Origin of the sequence: Phytobacter massiliensis JC163, from assembly GCF_000321045.1 — a bacterium.
GTDB lineage: Bacteria > Pseudomonadota > Gammaproteobacteria > Enterobacterales > Enterobacteriaceae > Phytobacter_A > Phytobacter_A massiliensis.
In genome coordinates this window covers 1940713-1955439 of sequence record NZ_HE578945.1, presented here as the reverse complement: position 1 = coordinate 1955439, position 14727 = coordinate 1940713, and the positions used below count along the sequence as shown (strand labels likewise).

The following is a 14727-nucleotide window of genomic DNA, read 5'->3' as shown; positions in this document are numbered from 1 at the left end:
ACCCGAATAAGGTAGAGATGAAGCGCCTGCAGGAGCTGGCTAAACGCATCAGCACCGTGCCGGAAGCGATTGAGATGCAGGCGCGCGTCGCCAAAATCTATAACGATCGTCAGGCGATGGCGGCAGGCGAGAAGCTGTTTGACTGGGGCGGGGCAGAAAACCTGGCCTACGCGACGCTGGTAGATGAAGGCATCTCCGTGCGTCTCTCCGGTGAAGACTCCGGTCGCGGCACCTTCTTCCACCGTCACGCGGTGATTCACAACCAGGCGAATGGCTCAACCTATACCCCGCTGCACCATGTTCACAATGGTCAGGGGCCGTTTAGAGTCTGGGACTCCGTGCTGTCAGAAGAAGCGGTACTGGCCTTTGAATACGGCTACGCCACCGCCGAGCCGCGCACGCTGACCATCTGGGAAGCGCAGTTCGGCGACTTCGCCAACGGCGCGCAGGTGGTGATTGACCAGTTCATCTCTTCCGGCGAGCAGAAATGGGGCCGGATGTGCGGCCTGGTAATGCTGCTGCCGCACGGCTACGAAGGGCAGGGGCCGGAGCACTCCTCCGCGCGTCTGGAACGTTATCTGCAGCTGTGCGCTGAACAGAACATGCAGGTTTGCGTACCGTCCACCCCGGCACAGGTTTACCACATGCTGCGTCGCCAGGCGCTGCGCGGAATGCGCCGCCCGCTGATCGTCATGTCGCCGAAATCGCTGCTGCGTCATCCGCTAGCGGTATCGACCATGGACGAGCTGGCCAACGGCACCTTTATGCCGGCGATTGGCGAAGTTGATGACCTTGATCCGCAAGGGGTTAAGCGCGTTGTTCTCTGTTCTGGTAAGGTTTATTACGACCTGCTGGAACAGCGTCGTAAAAACGACCAGAAGGACGTCGCTATTGTGAGAATCGAACAGCTCTACCCGTTCCCGCACCAGTCGGTACAGGAAGCGCTGAAATCGTATGCCCACGTACATGATTTTGTCTGGTGCCAGGAAGAGCCGCTCAACCAGGGCGCGTGGTACTGCAGCCAGCATCATTTCCGTGAAGTGATTCCGTTTGGGGCTTCCCTGCGTTATGCAGGCCGCCCGGCCTCCGCTTCGCCAGCGGTAGGGTATATGTCCGTTCACCAGAAACAGCAACAAGCTCTGGTTAATGACGCGCTGAACGTCGATTAATTAAAGGATAAATAATGAGTAGCGTAGATATTCTTGTTCCCGACCTGCCTGAGTCAGTTGCTGACGCGACCGTAGCCACCTGGCATAAAAAACCGGGCGATAGCGTCCAGCGCGATGAAGTGCTGGTAGAAATCGAAACTGACAAAGTGGTACTGGAAGTACCGGCATCGGCGGATGGCATCCTTGACGCGGTGCTGGAAGACGAGGGCACCACCGTGACCTCTCGCCAGATCCTTGGCCGCCTGCGTGAAGGCAACAGCGCGGGCAAAGAGTCCAGCGCCAAATCTGACGCAAAAGAGTCAACCCCGGCACAGCGCCAGCAGGCATCGCTCGAAGAGCAGAACAACGATGCCCTGAGCCCGGCGATCCGTCGCCTGCTGGCCGAGCACAACCTCGAAGCCAGCGCGATTAAAGGCACTGGCGTCGGCGGCCGTCTGACCCGTGAAGATGTAGAAAAACATCTGGCGAAAGCGCCAGCGAAAGAAGAGAAACCGGCTGATGCCGCAGCGGCGCCTGCCGTGCAGCCGCTGGGTGGCCGCTCTGAGAAGCGCGTCCCGATGACCCGCCTGCGTAAACGCGTGGCCGAGCGTCTGCTGGAAGCGAAAAACTCTACCGCCATGCTGACGACCTTCAACGAAGTCAACATGAAGCCGATTATGGATCTGCGCAAGCAGTACGGCGAGGCGTTCGAAAAACGTCACGGCATCCGTCTGGGCTTTATGTCTTTCTACGTGAAAGCCGTAGTAGAAGCGCTGAAACGTTACCCGGAAGTTAACGCCTCAATCGACGGCGATGACGTGGTATACCATAACTATTTCGATGTCAGCATGGCGGTCTCCACCCCACGCGGCCTGGTAACGCCGGTGCTGCGCGATGTTGATACCCTCGGCATGGCGGATATCGAGAAACGTATTAAAGATCTGGCTGTCAAAGGCCGCGACGGCAAACTGACCGTAGAAGATCTTACCGGCGGTAACTTTACCATCACCAACGGCGGCGTCTTCGGTTCGCTGATGTCTACGCCAATTATCAACCCGCCGCAGAGCGCGATTTTGGGCATGCATGCCATCAAAGATCGTCCGATGGCGGTTAACGGTAAAGTTGAGATCCTGCCGATGATGTACCTGGCGCTCTCCTACGATCACCGCCTGATCGACGGGCGTGAATCGGTGGGCTTCCTGGTGGCCATCAAAGAGCTGCTGGAAGATCCGACGCGTCTGCTGCTGGACGTATAGTCGTTAAGAATATCACTGCCTGTAGACCTCAGGGCTGCGCGCTACGGTATACAGGCACATTGATAATGAATCTGAAGGATGGACAGAAAACATGAACTTACATGAATACCAGGCAAAACAGCTTTTTGCCCGCTATGGCTTGCCTGCGCCGGTCGGCTACGCTTGTTCGACCCCGCGCGAAGCCGAAGAGGCCGCATCTAAAATCGGCGCTGGCCCGTGGGTAGTGAAATGCCAGGTGCATGCGGGTGGCCGCGGCAAAGCAGGCGGCGTAAAAGTTGTAAAAAGCAAAGAAGAGATCCGCGCGTTTGCTGAGCACTGGCTGGGCAAACGCCTGGTGACCTATCAAACGGACGCGAACGGCCAGCCGGTGAACCAGATTCTGGTGGAAGCGGCAACCGATATCGACAAAGAGCTCTATGTGGGCGCGGTAGTCGATCGCGGCTCCCGTCGCGTCGTGTTTATGGCCTCTACCGAAGGCGGCGTGGAAATTGAAAAAGTGGCGGAAGAGACCCCGCACCTGATCCACAAAATCGCACTCGATCCGCTGGCGGGCCCGATGCCTTACCAGGGACGCGAACTGGCATTCAAACTGGGCCTGGAAGGCAAACTGGTTCAACAGTTCACCAAGATCTTTATGGGTCTGGCGACTATCTTCCTGGAGCGCGACCTGGCGCTGATCGAGATTAACCCGCTGGTTATCACTAAGCAGGGCGATCTGGTCTGCCTCGACGGCAAACTGGGCGCAGACGGCAATGCGCTGTTCCGCCAGCCGGATCTGCGCGAAATGCGCGACCAGTCGCAGGAAGACCCGCGCGAAGCGCAGGCGGCGCAGTGGGAACTCAACTACGTGGCGCTGGATGGCAACATCGGCTGCATGGTTAACGGTGCGGGCCTGGCGATGGGCACCATGGACATCGTTAAGCTGCACGGCGGCGAACCGGCTAACTTCCTTGACGTAGGCGGCGGCGCGACCAAAGAGCGCGTCACCGAAGCGTTTAAAATCATCCTCTCTGACGACAATGTGAAAGCCGTTCTGGTGAACATCTTCGGCGGTATCGTTCGTTGCGACCTGATTGCCGACGGTATTATTGGCGCGGTAGAAGAAGTGGGCGTAAATGTGCCGGTAGTGGTACGCCTGGAAGGCAACAACGCGGAGCTGGGCGCGCAGCGTCTGGCGGACAGCGGCCTGAATATTATCGCAGCGAAAAGTCTGACGGATGCAGCACAGCAGGTTGTTGCCGCAGTGGAGGGTAAATAATGTCAGTTTTAATCGATAAAAACACCAAAGTGATCTGCCAGGGCTTTACCGGCAGCCAGGGTACGTTCCACTCCGAACAGGCGATTGCCTACGGTACGCAAATGGTCGGCGGTGTAACGCCGGGCAAAGGCGGCACCACCCATCTGGGCCTGCCGGTATTTAACACCGTACGTGAAGCGGTAGAAGCCACCGGCGCCACCGCGACCGTCATTTACGTTCCGGCGCCGTTCTGCAAAGATTCCATCCTCGAAGCTATCGATGCGGGCATCAAACTGATTATCACCATTACCGAGGGTATCCCGACGCTGGATATGCTGACCGTGAAGGTGAAACTGGACGAAGCGGGCGTGCGCATGATCGGGCCGAACTGTCCGGGCGTGATCACCCCAGGCGAGTGCAAAATCGGCATCATGCCGGGCCACATTCATAAGCCGGGCAAAGTGGGCATCGTCTCCCGCTCCGGTACCCTGACCTATGAAGCCGTTAAGCAGACCACCGACTACGGCTTCGGCCAGTCCACCTGCGTGGGCATCGGCGGCGACCCGATCCCGGGCTCTAACTTCATCGACATCCTGAAACTGTTCCAGGACGATCCGCAGACCGAAGCCATCGTGATGATTGGCGAGATCGGCGGCAGCGCGGAAGAAGAGGCGGCGGCTTACATTAAAGAACACGTGACCAAGCCGGTAGTGGGCTACATCGCCGGTGTGACCGCGCCGAAAGGCAAGCGTATGGGCCACGCAGGCGCCATCATCGCGGGCGGTAAAGGCACCGCGGATGAGAAATTCGCAGCCCTTGAAGCCGCAGGCGTGAAAACCGTACGTAGCCTTGCTGATATTGGCGAAGCACTGAAAAGCATCATTAAATAAAACCCTTTCGCTCCTCTAAGGGGGAGCTGTAATCCTTTCGACATGGTTGGCCACTCGTGATGAGTGGCCTTTTTTTTGCGTCGTGTTACGAGGGGGGCAGAATCATAACGTGCAGTTATCTTCATCTTCCTTTCGGGCAATAAAACCGGCTCTTCGTCACATTTGCCCTGTGTTCTATAAATAATAACTTTGCGGTGTTAAATACTTAGTGGTGAAAGTAAATTAATTGTGAAATTAATTATGCCACTCTAACAATTAAATAAACGGAAAAGAGTTTCCTCCCGCTAAGGGCCTGTTGCGTCCTTGCCATAGCACTACTGTCGTAGCAGCGCGGCCACGGGCTTTTTTTAACTCCGCGCGCCCTTAAAACAAACATATTGTTAACACTGATTTTACTCTGGCGTTTCACCATAAACAAAATTAACAATTAGGGATTAAATTGATTTAAATCAATATTTAAAAGCTTGGAAAATTCTTAGAAAATAGATAAATTGTTGCGGATCAAATTCTGCAAAAAGTGGTATTTTAGCGATAAATTGATCACTGTCGAAAAACATAAAACAAAGCCAATAAAAACCTTTTTATTGTAAGGGGATTGCGGAGTAATATATTCGACAAATCAATTCGGGTTTTTCATTAACGTGGTTGTAACTTTTTTGTCGATGATGATTTAAAAGCGCAACAACTTTGTATTGGGGCATGCGTGTAAACCTTCGCTGACTGAGGTTTACTCTCGGCGTCTTCATGCGATGAGCAAGGAGTCATGATGTTAGATATAGTCGAACTGTCACGTTTGCAGTTTGCCTTGACCGCGATGTACCACTTCCTTTTTGTCCCGCTAACGCTCGGTATGGCGTTCCTGCTGGCCATCATGGAAACGGTCTACGTCCTCTCCGGCAAACAGATTTATAAAGATATGACCAAGTTCTGGGGCAAGTTGTTTGGTATCAACTTTGCGCTGGGCGTGGCGACCGGTCTGACCATGGAGTTCCAGTTCGGGACTAACTGGTCTTATTATTCTCACTACGTGGGCGATATCTTCGGTGCGCCGCTGGCCATTGAAGGCCTGATGGCTTTCTTCCTCGAGTCCACTTTTGTAGGTCTGTTCTTCTTCGGTTGGGATCGTCTTGGCAAAGTGCAGCACATGGCAGTGACGTGGCTGGTGGCGCTGGGCTCTAACCTTTCTGCGTTGTGGATCCTGGTGGCGAACGGCTGGATGCAAAACCCTGTCGCCGCGGATTTCAACTTCGAAACCATGCGTATGGAGATGGTCAGCTTCTCTGAACTGGTGCTGAACCCGGTTGCACAGGTGAAATTTGTTCACACCGTAGCTTCCGGCTACACCTGTGGCGCTATCTTCATCCTCGGCATCAGCTCCTACTACCTGCTGCGCGGCCGCGACATCGCGTTTGCCAAACGCTCTTTCGCTATTGCAGCGAGCTTTGGTATGGCGGCCATCCTCTCCGTTATCGTGCTGGGCGATGAGTCCGGTTACGAAATGGGCGACGTGCAGAAAACCAAACTGGCGGCCATTGAAGCAGAATGGGAAACCCAACCTGCGCCGGCGGCCTTTACGCTGTTTGGTATTCCGGATCAGAACGGGCAGAAAAACAACTTTTCTATTCAGATCCCGTATGCGCTGGGCATTATTGCTACCCGCTCCGTCGACACGCCGGTTATCGGCCTGAAAGACCTGATGGTTCAGCATGAAGAGCGTATCCGTAACGGGATGAAAGCTTATCACCTGCTCGAACAGCTGCGCTCCGGCTCTACCGATCAGGCCGTCCGCGACGAGTTCAACAATGTGAAGAAAGACCTCGGCTACGGTCTGCTGCTGAAACGCTATACGCCTAACGTGGCCGATGCGACGGAAGATCAGATTAAGATGGCGACGCAGGACTCTATCCCGCGCGTTGCGCCGCTCTACTTCGCCTTCCGTATCATGGTGGCCTGCGGCGTGCTGATGCTGTTCATTATCGCTGTTGCCTTCTGGACCGTTTGCCGTAACCGGATCGGCGAGAAGAAATGGCTGCTGAAAGCGGCGCTGTATGGTATTCCGCTGCCGTGGATTGCCATCGAATCCGGCTGGTTTGTCGCTGAGTATGGCCGTCAGCCGTGGGCTATCGGTGAGATGCTGCCCACCGCGGTTGCCAACTCAACCCTGACCGTTGGCGATCTGCTGTTTTCAATGATTCTGATTTGCGGCCTCTACACCCTGTTCCTGGTAGCTGAACTGTACCTGATGTTTAAGTTCGCCCGCCTGGGGCCGAGCAGCCTGAAAACGGGTCGTTATCACTATGAGCAGCCCAATTTCACCGCCGGTGAATATGAATCGTCCACCGTGTCTTCTCAGCCGGCACGTTAAGACAGGAGTCGTCAAATGATCGATTATGAAGTACTGCGTTTTATCTGGTGGCTGCTGGTTGGCGTTCTGCTGATCGGTTTCGCCGTCACCGACGGCTTCGACATGGGGGTGGGCATGCTCACCCGTTTCCTCGGTCGCAGCGACACCGAGCGTCGAATTATGATCAACTCCATCGCGCCGCACTGGGACGGTAACCAGGTGTGGCTGATCACCGCGGGCGGGGCGCTGTTCGCCGCCTGGCCGATGGTCTACGCCGCCGCGTTTTCCGGTTTCTATGTGGCGATGATTCTGGTGCTGGCTTCGCTGTTCTTCCGTCCGGTCGGTTTTGACTACCGTTCCAAAATTGAAGACACCCGCTGGCGCAACATGTGGGACTGGGGCATCTTCATCGGCAGCTTCGTGCCGCCGCTGGTGATTGGCGTGGCGTTCGGCAACCTGCTGCAGGGCGTACCGTTTAGCGTGGATGAGTATCTGCGTCTCACCTATGAAGGTAACTTCTTCCAGCTGCTGAACCCGTTTGGCCTGCTGGCCGGTGTGGTGAGCGTGGCGATGATTGTGACCCAGGGCGCGACCTACCTGCAAATGCGTACCGTTGGCGAGCTGCATCTGCGCGCCCGTTCAGTGGCGCAGTTTGCGGCGCTGATTACCATGGTCTGCTTCGTGCTGGCTGGCATCTGGGTGATGATGGGCATTGATGGTTACGTCGTAACCTCAGCTGTAGACCACCATGCCGCATCCAACCCGCTGAACAAAGAGGTGGCGCGTCAGGCTGGCGCGTGGCTGGCGAACTTCAATAACACGCCGTTGCTGTGGGCTATCCCGGCGCTGGGCGTTGTTCTGCCGGTGCTGACCATCCTGTGCGCTCGTCTGGAAAAAGCCGCGTTCGGCTTTATCTTCTCGTCCCTGACGCTGGCCTGCATCATTCTGACCGCGGGTATTGCGATGTTCCCATTCGTCATGCCTTCAAGCATTATGATGAACGCCAGTCTGACCATGTGGGACGCGACCTCCAGCCAGATGACCCTGAACCTGATGACCTTTGTGGCGCTGGTGTTTGTTCCCATCATTCTTCTGTACACCGCGTGGTGCTACTGGAAAATGTTTGGTCGCATCACCAAAGAGCACATTGAAAGCAACACTCACTCTATGTACTAAGTAAGGAGCTGATTATGTGGTATTTCGCATGGATTTTAGGAACGCTTCTTGCCTGTGCATTTGGCGTGATAACCGCGCTGGCGTTCGAACACGTGGAAGCAACCAAAGCCGGTGAAGAACGTCACTGATGACCATCATCGCGACGCTGTACAATGTGATGGATAAGCGCCCTTTACGGGCGCTTTCCCTGATCATGGCGCTGCTGCTGGCGGGCTGCGTATTTTGGGACCCGTCGCGCTTTGCGGCGAAGACCAGCGAGCTTGCCGTCTGGCACGGTTTTCTAATCATGTGGGCGGTCTGCGCTGGCGTGATCCACGGTGTCGGCTTTCGCCCGAAAGCTGTCCACTGGCAGGGGCTATTTTGCCCGCTCATCGCCGACCTGGTGCTGCTGGCAGGGCTAATTTTCTTTTTCTTTTGAATCAGAAATCTCCGCATCTGATATGGGCTTGCAAAAGCCCATAATTTTTTACTCTCCGTTTACTTCAACCCATTCCAAAGCACCTTTCCCGCGCGTATAGTAGCGGAGTTTAAAAGCTCAAACTTTTTTTGCCTTACCGGGATGTAAAGTGAATACAACGCTGTTTCGATGGCCGGTTCGTGTCTACTACGAAGACACCGACGCCGGTGGTGTGGTTTACCACGCCAGCTACGTGGCTTTCTATGAACGAGCACGCACTGAGATGCTGCGCCACCATCACTTTAGTCAGCAGGTTTTGCTGGCCGAGCGCGTCGCATTCGTGGTACGCAAAATGACGCTGGAGTATTTTGCACCCGCCAGACTCGACGACATGCTCGAAGTCCAAACGGAAATAACATCAATGCGTGGCACCTCTCTGGTCTTCACGCAGCGGATCGTCAACGCAGAGAATAAAGTGCTGAATGAAGCAGAGGTACTGATTGTCTGTGTTGATCCACTCTTAATGAAGCCTCGTGCGCTTCCCAAGTCTATTGTCGCGGAGTTTAAGCAGTGACTGACATGAACATCCTTGATTTGTTCCTGAAGGCAAGCCTTCTGGTCAAACTTATCATGTTGATTTTGATTGGTTTTTCAATCGCATCCTGGGCCATCATTATCCAGAGAACACGTATTCTTAACGCAGCCGGCCGTGAAGCGGAAGCGTTTGAAGACAAATTCTGGTCTGGCATTGAACTGTCGCGTCTGTACCAGGAAAGCCAGGGGCGTCGCGATAACCTGACCGGGTCGGAACAAATTTTCTACAGCGGCTTTAAAGAGTTTGCCCGGCTGCACAAGGCCAACAGCCATGCGCCGGAAGCCATCGTAGAAGGCGCGTCGCGGGCGATGCGTATCTCCATGAACCGCGAACTGGAGAGCCTTGAAACCCATATTCCTTTCCTCGGCACCGTCGGTTCCATCAGCCCCTATATTGGGCTGTTCGGTACGGTATGGGGGATCATGCACGCCTTTATCGCGCTGGGCGCGGTAAAACAGGCAACGCTGCAGATGGTTGCGCCGGGTATCGCCGAAGCGCTGATTGCCACCGCAATCGGTCTGTTTGCGGCTATTCCGGCGGTAATGGCCTATAACCGACTGAACCAGCGCGTGAACAAACTGGAACTGAATTACGACAACTTTATGGAAGAGTTCACCGCGATTCTGCACCGTCAGGCGTTTACCAGCAGCGAGAGCAACAAGGGGTAAACCATGGCCAGAACGCGTGGGCGGAGTAGCCGTGGCAGCCGCGGCCTCAAGTCCGAAATCAATATCGTACCGTTGCTGGACGTACTGCTGGTGCTGTTGCTGATCTTTATGGCGACCGCGCCGATCATTACCCAGAGCGTGGAAGTGGATCTGCCGGATGCGACAGAGTCGCAGACGGTCAGTACCAATGACGATCCTCCGGTTATTATCGAGGTTTCCGGTGTCGGACAGTACAGCGTGGTGGTGGAAAAAGATCGTATGGATCAGCTGCCGCCCGAGCAGGTGATTGCTGAGGCGCAGCGTCGTCTGCAATCCAATCCGAAAACCGTTTTCTTAATCGGCGGCGCGAAAGACGTGCCTTACGATGAAATCATTAAAGCGCTAAACCTGTTACACAGCGCGGGTGTTAAATCGGTTGGCTTGATGACGCAGCCTATCTGATCACCAGCCTGACAGGCGGCAGTTTTTGGGAACCGAGAGTGTCAAAGGCAACCGTACAAAACGACAAACTTAAACGCGCGATAGCAATATCAGCAGTGCTTCACCTGATTCTGGTGGCGCTGCTGATCTGGAGCTCGTTTGATGAAAATATTGACGCTTCTGCGGGCGGCGGCGGCGGTTCATCTATCGATGCCGTCATGGTTGATCCCGGCGCGGTAGTCGAGAACTACAACCGCCAGCAGCAACAGCAGGCAAGTGCGAAACGTGCCGAAGAGCAGCGAGAAAAGCAGGCGCAACAGCAGGCGGAAGAGCTGCGTGAAAAACAGGCCGCCGAGCAGGAGCGCTTAAAACAGCTCGAGCAGGAGCGGCTGCAGGCGCAGGAAGCGGCTCGCGAGCAGGCTGAACAGCAGAAAAAAGCTGAAGAAGCGGCGAAGAAAGCCCAGGAAGCGCAGAAACAGGCAGAAGAGGCCGCTGCAAAAGCTGCCGCCGACGCGAAAGCGAAAGCGGACGCCCAGGCGAAAGCCGCAGCAGACGCTAAAGCCAAAGCGGACGCTCAGGCGAAAGCGGCGGAAGAAGCGGCAGCCAAAGCGGCAGCCGATGCGAAGAAAAAAGCCGAAGCTGAGGCAGCCAAAGCCGCAGCGGACGCGAAGAAAAAAGCAGAGGCGGAAGCCGCGAAAAAAGCGCAGCAGGAAGCCGAGAAGAAAGCGGCTGCCGAGGCTGCGAAGAAAGCGGCAGCGGCAGAGAAGGCCGCCGCGGAAAAAGCAGCGGCTGAAAAAGCAGCCGCAGCAGAGAAAGCCGCAGCGGAGAAAAAAGCGGCTGCCGAAAAAGCCGCCGCTGAGAAAAAAGCTGCAGCGGCGAAAGCGGCTGCCGATAAGAAAGCAGCGGCTGATAAAGCGGCTGCGGCGAAAAAGGCCGCCGCTGAAAAAGCGGCCGCCGCAGCGGGCGTTGACGATCTGCTTGGCGATCTCAGTTCCGGTAAGAATGCGCCGAAAACGGGCGGCGGCGCGAAAGGCGCTAATGCCGCACCGGCAGGGGCGGGTAACAACAGTCGCAACGGCGACAGCGGTGCCAGCAATGCGGATATCAGCAAGTATACAAACCAGATAAAAGTGGCAATCCAGAACAAGCTCTATAATGCAGACTTGTACGTAGGGAAAACCTGCGATCTTCATATTACCCTTAATGCCGATGGCTCTCTAAAAGGCATCGAGTCAAGGGGAGGGGATCCGGAACTCTGCGAAGCAGCATTACGCGCGGCCCGTACGGCGAATATGCCTGCGCCGCCGAGCAAAGAGGTGTATGAAAGAGTGAAGGACGCCACGTTAGGCTTCAAACTTTAGGATTTCATCAAGGCGGTTTCCTGGCTTCAACTGCGAAGCCAGGTTGTATAATGATTGTATTTTGGGTTTGTTAACATTCTGCTAAATTATCGCGGGTTTTCCGCCCGGATAAGGGAGATATGATGAAGCAGGCATTACGTGTAGCATTTGGTTTTCTGATGCTGTGGGCAGCTGTGCTGCACGCAGAAGTACGTATCGAGATCACCCAGGGGGTGGACTCGGCACGCCCAATCGGTGTGGTGCCCTTCCAGTGGGCAGGGCCAGGCAGCGCGCCTGAGGATATCGGCGATGTTGTCTCAGCAGATTTACGCAATAGCGGTAAATTCAACCCGCTTGACCGTACGCGCCTGCCGCAGCAACCCGCTACCGCGCAGGAAGTTCAGCCGGCCGCATGGTCTGCGCTGGGTATCGATGCCGTTGTGGTAGGGCAGGTTACGCCTAACCCGGACGGCAGCTACAATGTCGCATACCAGCTGGTTGATACCGGCGGCGCGCCGGGTACGGTGCTGGCGCAAAATTCCTATAAAGTGAACAAGCAATGGCTACGCTATGCCGCGCATACCGCCAGTGATGAAGTGTTCCAGAAGCTGACCGGTATTAAGGGCGCATTCCGTACCCGTATCGCTTACGTTGTTCAGACCAACGGCGGCCAGTTCCCGTACGAGCTGCGCGTTGCTGACTACGACGGCCACAACCAGTTCCTGGTGCATCGTTCCACGCAGCCGCTGATGTCTCCTGCCTGGTCCCCTGATGCCTCTAAACTCGCTTACGTGACTTTCGAGAGCGGTCGTTCAGCCCTGGTCATTCAGGATCTGGCAAGCACCTCTGTGCGCCAGGTGGCGTCTTTCCCGCGTCACAACGGCGCACCGGCGTTCTCTCCTGACGGCTCTAAAATCGCCTTCGCGCTGTCTAAAACCGGTAGCCTGAACATCTACGTGATGGACCTGGGCTCTGGTCAGATTCGTCAGGTTACCGATGGTCGCAGCAACAATACCGAACCAACCTGGTTCCCGGATAGCCAGAATCTGGCGTTCACATCCGACCAGGCCGGTCGTCCGCAGGTTTATAAAGTTAATGTTAACGGCGGCACGCCGCAGCGTATTACCTGGCAGGGTTCGCAAAACCAGGATGCTGACGTAAGCGCCGACGGCAAATTTATGGTAATGGTAAGCACCGACGGTGGTCAGCAGCACATTGCCAAACAGGATCTGGTAGCGGGTGGCGTGCAGGTTTTATCGTCAACGTTCCTGGATGAATCGCCGAGTCTGGCACCTAACGGCACAATGGTAATCTACAGCTCTTCTCAGGGGATGGGATCCGTGCTGAATCTGGTTTCTACAGATGGGCGTTTCAAAGCGCGTATTCCGGCGTCTGATGGACAGGTAAAATCACCTGCCTGGTCGCCGTATCTGTAATAATAATTAAGTAATTAATATAGGAATCAAAGAAATGCAACTGAACAAAGTGCTGAAAGGGCTGATGATCGCTCTGCCTGTTATGGCAGTCGCAGCATGTTCTTCTAACAAGAACGCAAGCAACGATCAGAGTGGCGAAGGCATGCTGGGTGCCGGCACTGGTATGGACGCAAACGGCAACGGCAACATGTCTTCTGAAGAGCAGGCACGTCTGCAGATGCAGCAGCTGCAGCAGAACAATATCGTTTACTTCGATCTGGACAAGTACGACATCCGTTCTGACTTCGCTGCGATGCTGGATGCGCACGCTAACTTCCTGCGTAGCAACCCGTCCTACAAAGTTACCGTTGAAGGTCACGCTGACGAACGTGGTACTCCGGAATACAACATCTCCCTGGGTGAACGTCGTGCTAACGCCGTTAAAATGTACCTGCAGGGTAAAGGCGTTTCCGCTGACCAGATCTCCATCGTTTCTTACGGTAAAGAAAAACCTGCAGTACTGGGCCATGACGAATCTGCTTACGCTAAAAACCGTCGTGCCGTACTGGTTTACTAAGAGAATTGCATGAGCAGTAACCTCAGACATCAACTATTGAGTCTGTCGTTACTGGTTGGCATAGCGGCCCCCTGGGCCGCTTTTGCTCAAGCGCCAATCAGTAGTGTCGGCTCCGGCTCGGTCGAAGACCGCGTCACTCAACTTGAGCGTATTTCTAACGCTCACAGCCAGCTTTTGACTCAACTCCAGCAACAACTTTCTGATAACCAGGCCGACATCGACTCGCTACGCGGGCAGATTCAGGAAAGCCAGTATAAGCTGAGCCAGGTGATGGAGCAGCAGCAGCAAATCCAGCAGCAGATCAATAGCCTCGGTAGCGGCGGAGCAGGGCAGACGCAACAAGCCGCTGGCGATCAGAGCGGTTCTGCTACTCAGGCAGCGCCTGATGGCGCGGCAGCCTCCAGCGGAGCGCCTGTACAAAGCGGTGACGCGAACACGGACTACAATGCAGCTATTGCCCTGGTCCAGGATAAATCGCGTCAGGACGATGCCATTGCGGCCTTCCAGAACTTTGTGAAGCAATACCCGAATTCAACCTACTTGCCCAACGCGAACTACTGGCTGGGGCAGTTGAATTACAACAAGGGGAAGAAGGATGACGCGGCGTTTTATTTCGCATCGGTAGTAAAAAACTATCCGAAGTCGCCGAAGGCGGCTGACGCGATGTTTAAGGTCGGCGTTATTATGCAGGACAAAGGCGATACCGCGAAAGCGAAAGCCGTTTACCAGCAGGTTGTCGCCAAGTACCCCGGTACGGACGGCGCAAAACAGGCGCAAAAACGTCTCGCATCTATGTGATGAATATGACATGACCAGAAAGTGCTTTTTTCTGGTCTTGTCGCGTGAATCATAAGCAGTTAAGTGATCTTGCTCGAAATTTTTGTTGCGCTGTCATCTTAAATCAGTAATATATGCCGCCGTTGCCACGGGATATCAAGCAGCCCGAAAGCAGCGCAAAAGTGGGTCGTTAGCTCAGTTGGTAGAGCAGTTGACTTTTAATCAATTGGTCGCAGGTTCGAATCCTGCACGACCCACCAATCGTTCTGGTGGAACGCGATAGTAAAACGTAAAGGATAACGTTGCGACAGCAACGGCCCGTAGGGCGAGGCAAAGCCGAGTCATCCTGCACGACCCACCAAATAGTTTTATCCAGCGTAGTATCGGGTGATTAGCTCAGCTGGGAGAGCACCTCCCTTACAAGGAGGGGGTCGGCGGTTCGATCCCGTCATCACCCACCACTCGGGTCGTTAGCTCAGTTGGTAGA

Annotated in this window: 15 protein-coding genes and 2 tRNA genes; all 17 read left to right on the top strand. The window is 55.0% G+C overall.

The features are described from left to right. Positions 1-1169: 2-oxoglutarate dehydrogenase (locus ENTHG_RS09580; protein ID WP_044178446.1), on the top strand; the 1169-nt coding region annotated here is incomplete at its 5' end. 14 nt (positions 1170-1183) lie between these two features. Then, positions 1184-2404: a 2-oxoglutarate dehydrogenase complex dihydrolipoyllysine-residue succinyltransferase gene (gene odhB / locus ENTHG_RS09575; protein WP_044178443.1), complete on the top strand. Its 1221-nt coding sequence runs from the start codon at positions 1184-1186 to the stop codon at positions 2402-2404. Positions 2405-2495: 91 nt separating this feature from the next. Then, on the top strand, positions 2496-3662 hold the full coding sequence (gene sucC, locus ENTHG_RS09570; protein WP_044178441.1) for an ADP-forming succinate--CoA ligase subunit beta: 1167 nt from the start codon (positions 2496-2498) through the stop codon (positions 3660-3662). Beyond that, positions 3662-4531 (top strand): succinate--CoA ligase subunit alpha, encoded by an 870-nt coding sequence (gene sucD / locus ENTHG_RS09565; RefSeq protein WP_044178438.1) that lies wholly within the window; start codon positions 3662-3664, stop codon positions 4529-4531. The genes sucC and sucD overlap by 1 nt, the downstream gene beginning before the upstream one ends. 766 nt (positions 4532-5297) lie before the next feature. Next, positions 5298-6896, top strand: coding sequence for a cytochrome ubiquinol oxidase subunit I (gene cydA, locus ENTHG_RS09560; RefSeq protein ID WP_044178435.1), 1599 nt, complete (start codon positions 5298-5300; stop codon positions 6894-6896). 15 nt (positions 6897-6911) lie between these two features. Further along, the gene (gene cydB, locus ENTHG_RS09555; RefSeq protein WP_044178432.1) at positions 6912-8051 is read left to right on the top strand and encodes a cytochrome d ubiquinol oxidase subunit II; all 1140 of its coding nucleotides are present in this window, start codon (positions 6912-6914) and stop codon (positions 8049-8051) included. 14 nt (positions 8052-8065) lie between these two features. After that, on the top strand, positions 8066-8179 hold the full coding sequence (gene cydX / locus ENTHG_RS09550; protein WP_044178429.1) for a cytochrome bd-I oxidase subunit CydX: 114 nt from the start codon (positions 8066-8068) through the stop codon (positions 8177-8179). Further along, positions 8179-8469, top strand: coding sequence for a cyd operon protein YbgE (gene ybgE / locus ENTHG_RS09545; protein ID WP_044178426.1), 291 nt, complete (start codon positions 8179-8181; stop codon positions 8467-8469). Before cydX ends, ybgE begins: the two co-directional genes overlap by 1 nt. 148 nt (positions 8470-8617) lie before the next feature. Continuing rightward, positions 8618-9022, top strand: coding sequence for a tol-pal system-associated acyl-CoA thioesterase (ybgC, locus tag ENTHG_RS09540; protein ID WP_044178423.1), 405 nt, complete (start codon positions 8618-8620; stop codon positions 9020-9022). Beyond that, the gene (gene tolQ / locus ENTHG_RS09535; protein WP_106403211.1) at positions 9019-9711 is read left to right on the top strand and encodes a Tol-Pal system protein TolQ; all 693 of its coding nucleotides are present in this window, start codon (positions 9019-9021) and stop codon (positions 9709-9711) included. The genes ybgC and tolQ overlap by 4 nt, the downstream gene beginning before the upstream one ends. Positions 9712-9714: 3 nt before the next feature. Beyond that, positions 9715-10152, top strand: a complete 438-nt coding sequence (tolR, locus tag ENTHG_RS09530) for a colicin uptake protein TolR (protein WP_044178416.1) — start codon at positions 9715-9717, stop codon at positions 10150-10152. Positions 10153-10190: 38 nt separating this feature from the next. Next, the gene (gene tolA, locus ENTHG_RS09525) at positions 10191-11492 is read left to right on the top strand and encodes a cell envelope integrity protein TolA (protein WP_044178413.1); all 1302 of its coding nucleotides are present in this window, start codon (positions 10191-10193) and stop codon (positions 11490-11492) included. A 122-nt stretch (positions 11493-11614) separates the two neighbouring features. Then, positions 11615-12907, top strand: a complete 1293-nt coding sequence (gene tolB / locus ENTHG_RS09520) for a Tol-Pal system beta propeller repeat protein TolB (protein WP_044178410.1) — start codon at positions 11615-11617, stop codon at positions 12905-12907. Between the two features lie 34 nt (positions 12908-12941). Beyond that, positions 12942-13463, top strand: a complete 522-nt coding sequence (pal, locus tag ENTHG_RS09515) for a peptidoglycan-associated lipoprotein Pal (protein WP_044178407.1) — start codon at positions 12942-12944, stop codon at positions 13461-13463. A 9-nt stretch (positions 13464-13472) separates the two neighbouring features. Then, positions 13473-14261, top strand: a complete 789-nt coding sequence (gene cpoB, locus ENTHG_RS09510; protein ID WP_044178404.1) for a cell division protein CpoB — start codon at positions 13473-13475, stop codon at positions 14259-14261. Between the two features lie 163 nt (positions 14262-14424). Beyond that, a tRNA-Lys gene (locus ENTHG_RS09505) sits at positions 14425-14500 on the top strand. A 125-nt stretch (positions 14501-14625) separates the two neighbouring features. Continuing rightward, positions 14626-14701, top strand: a tRNA-Val gene (locus ENTHG_RS09500). The last annotated feature ends 26 nt before the right edge of the window (positions 14702-14727 follow it).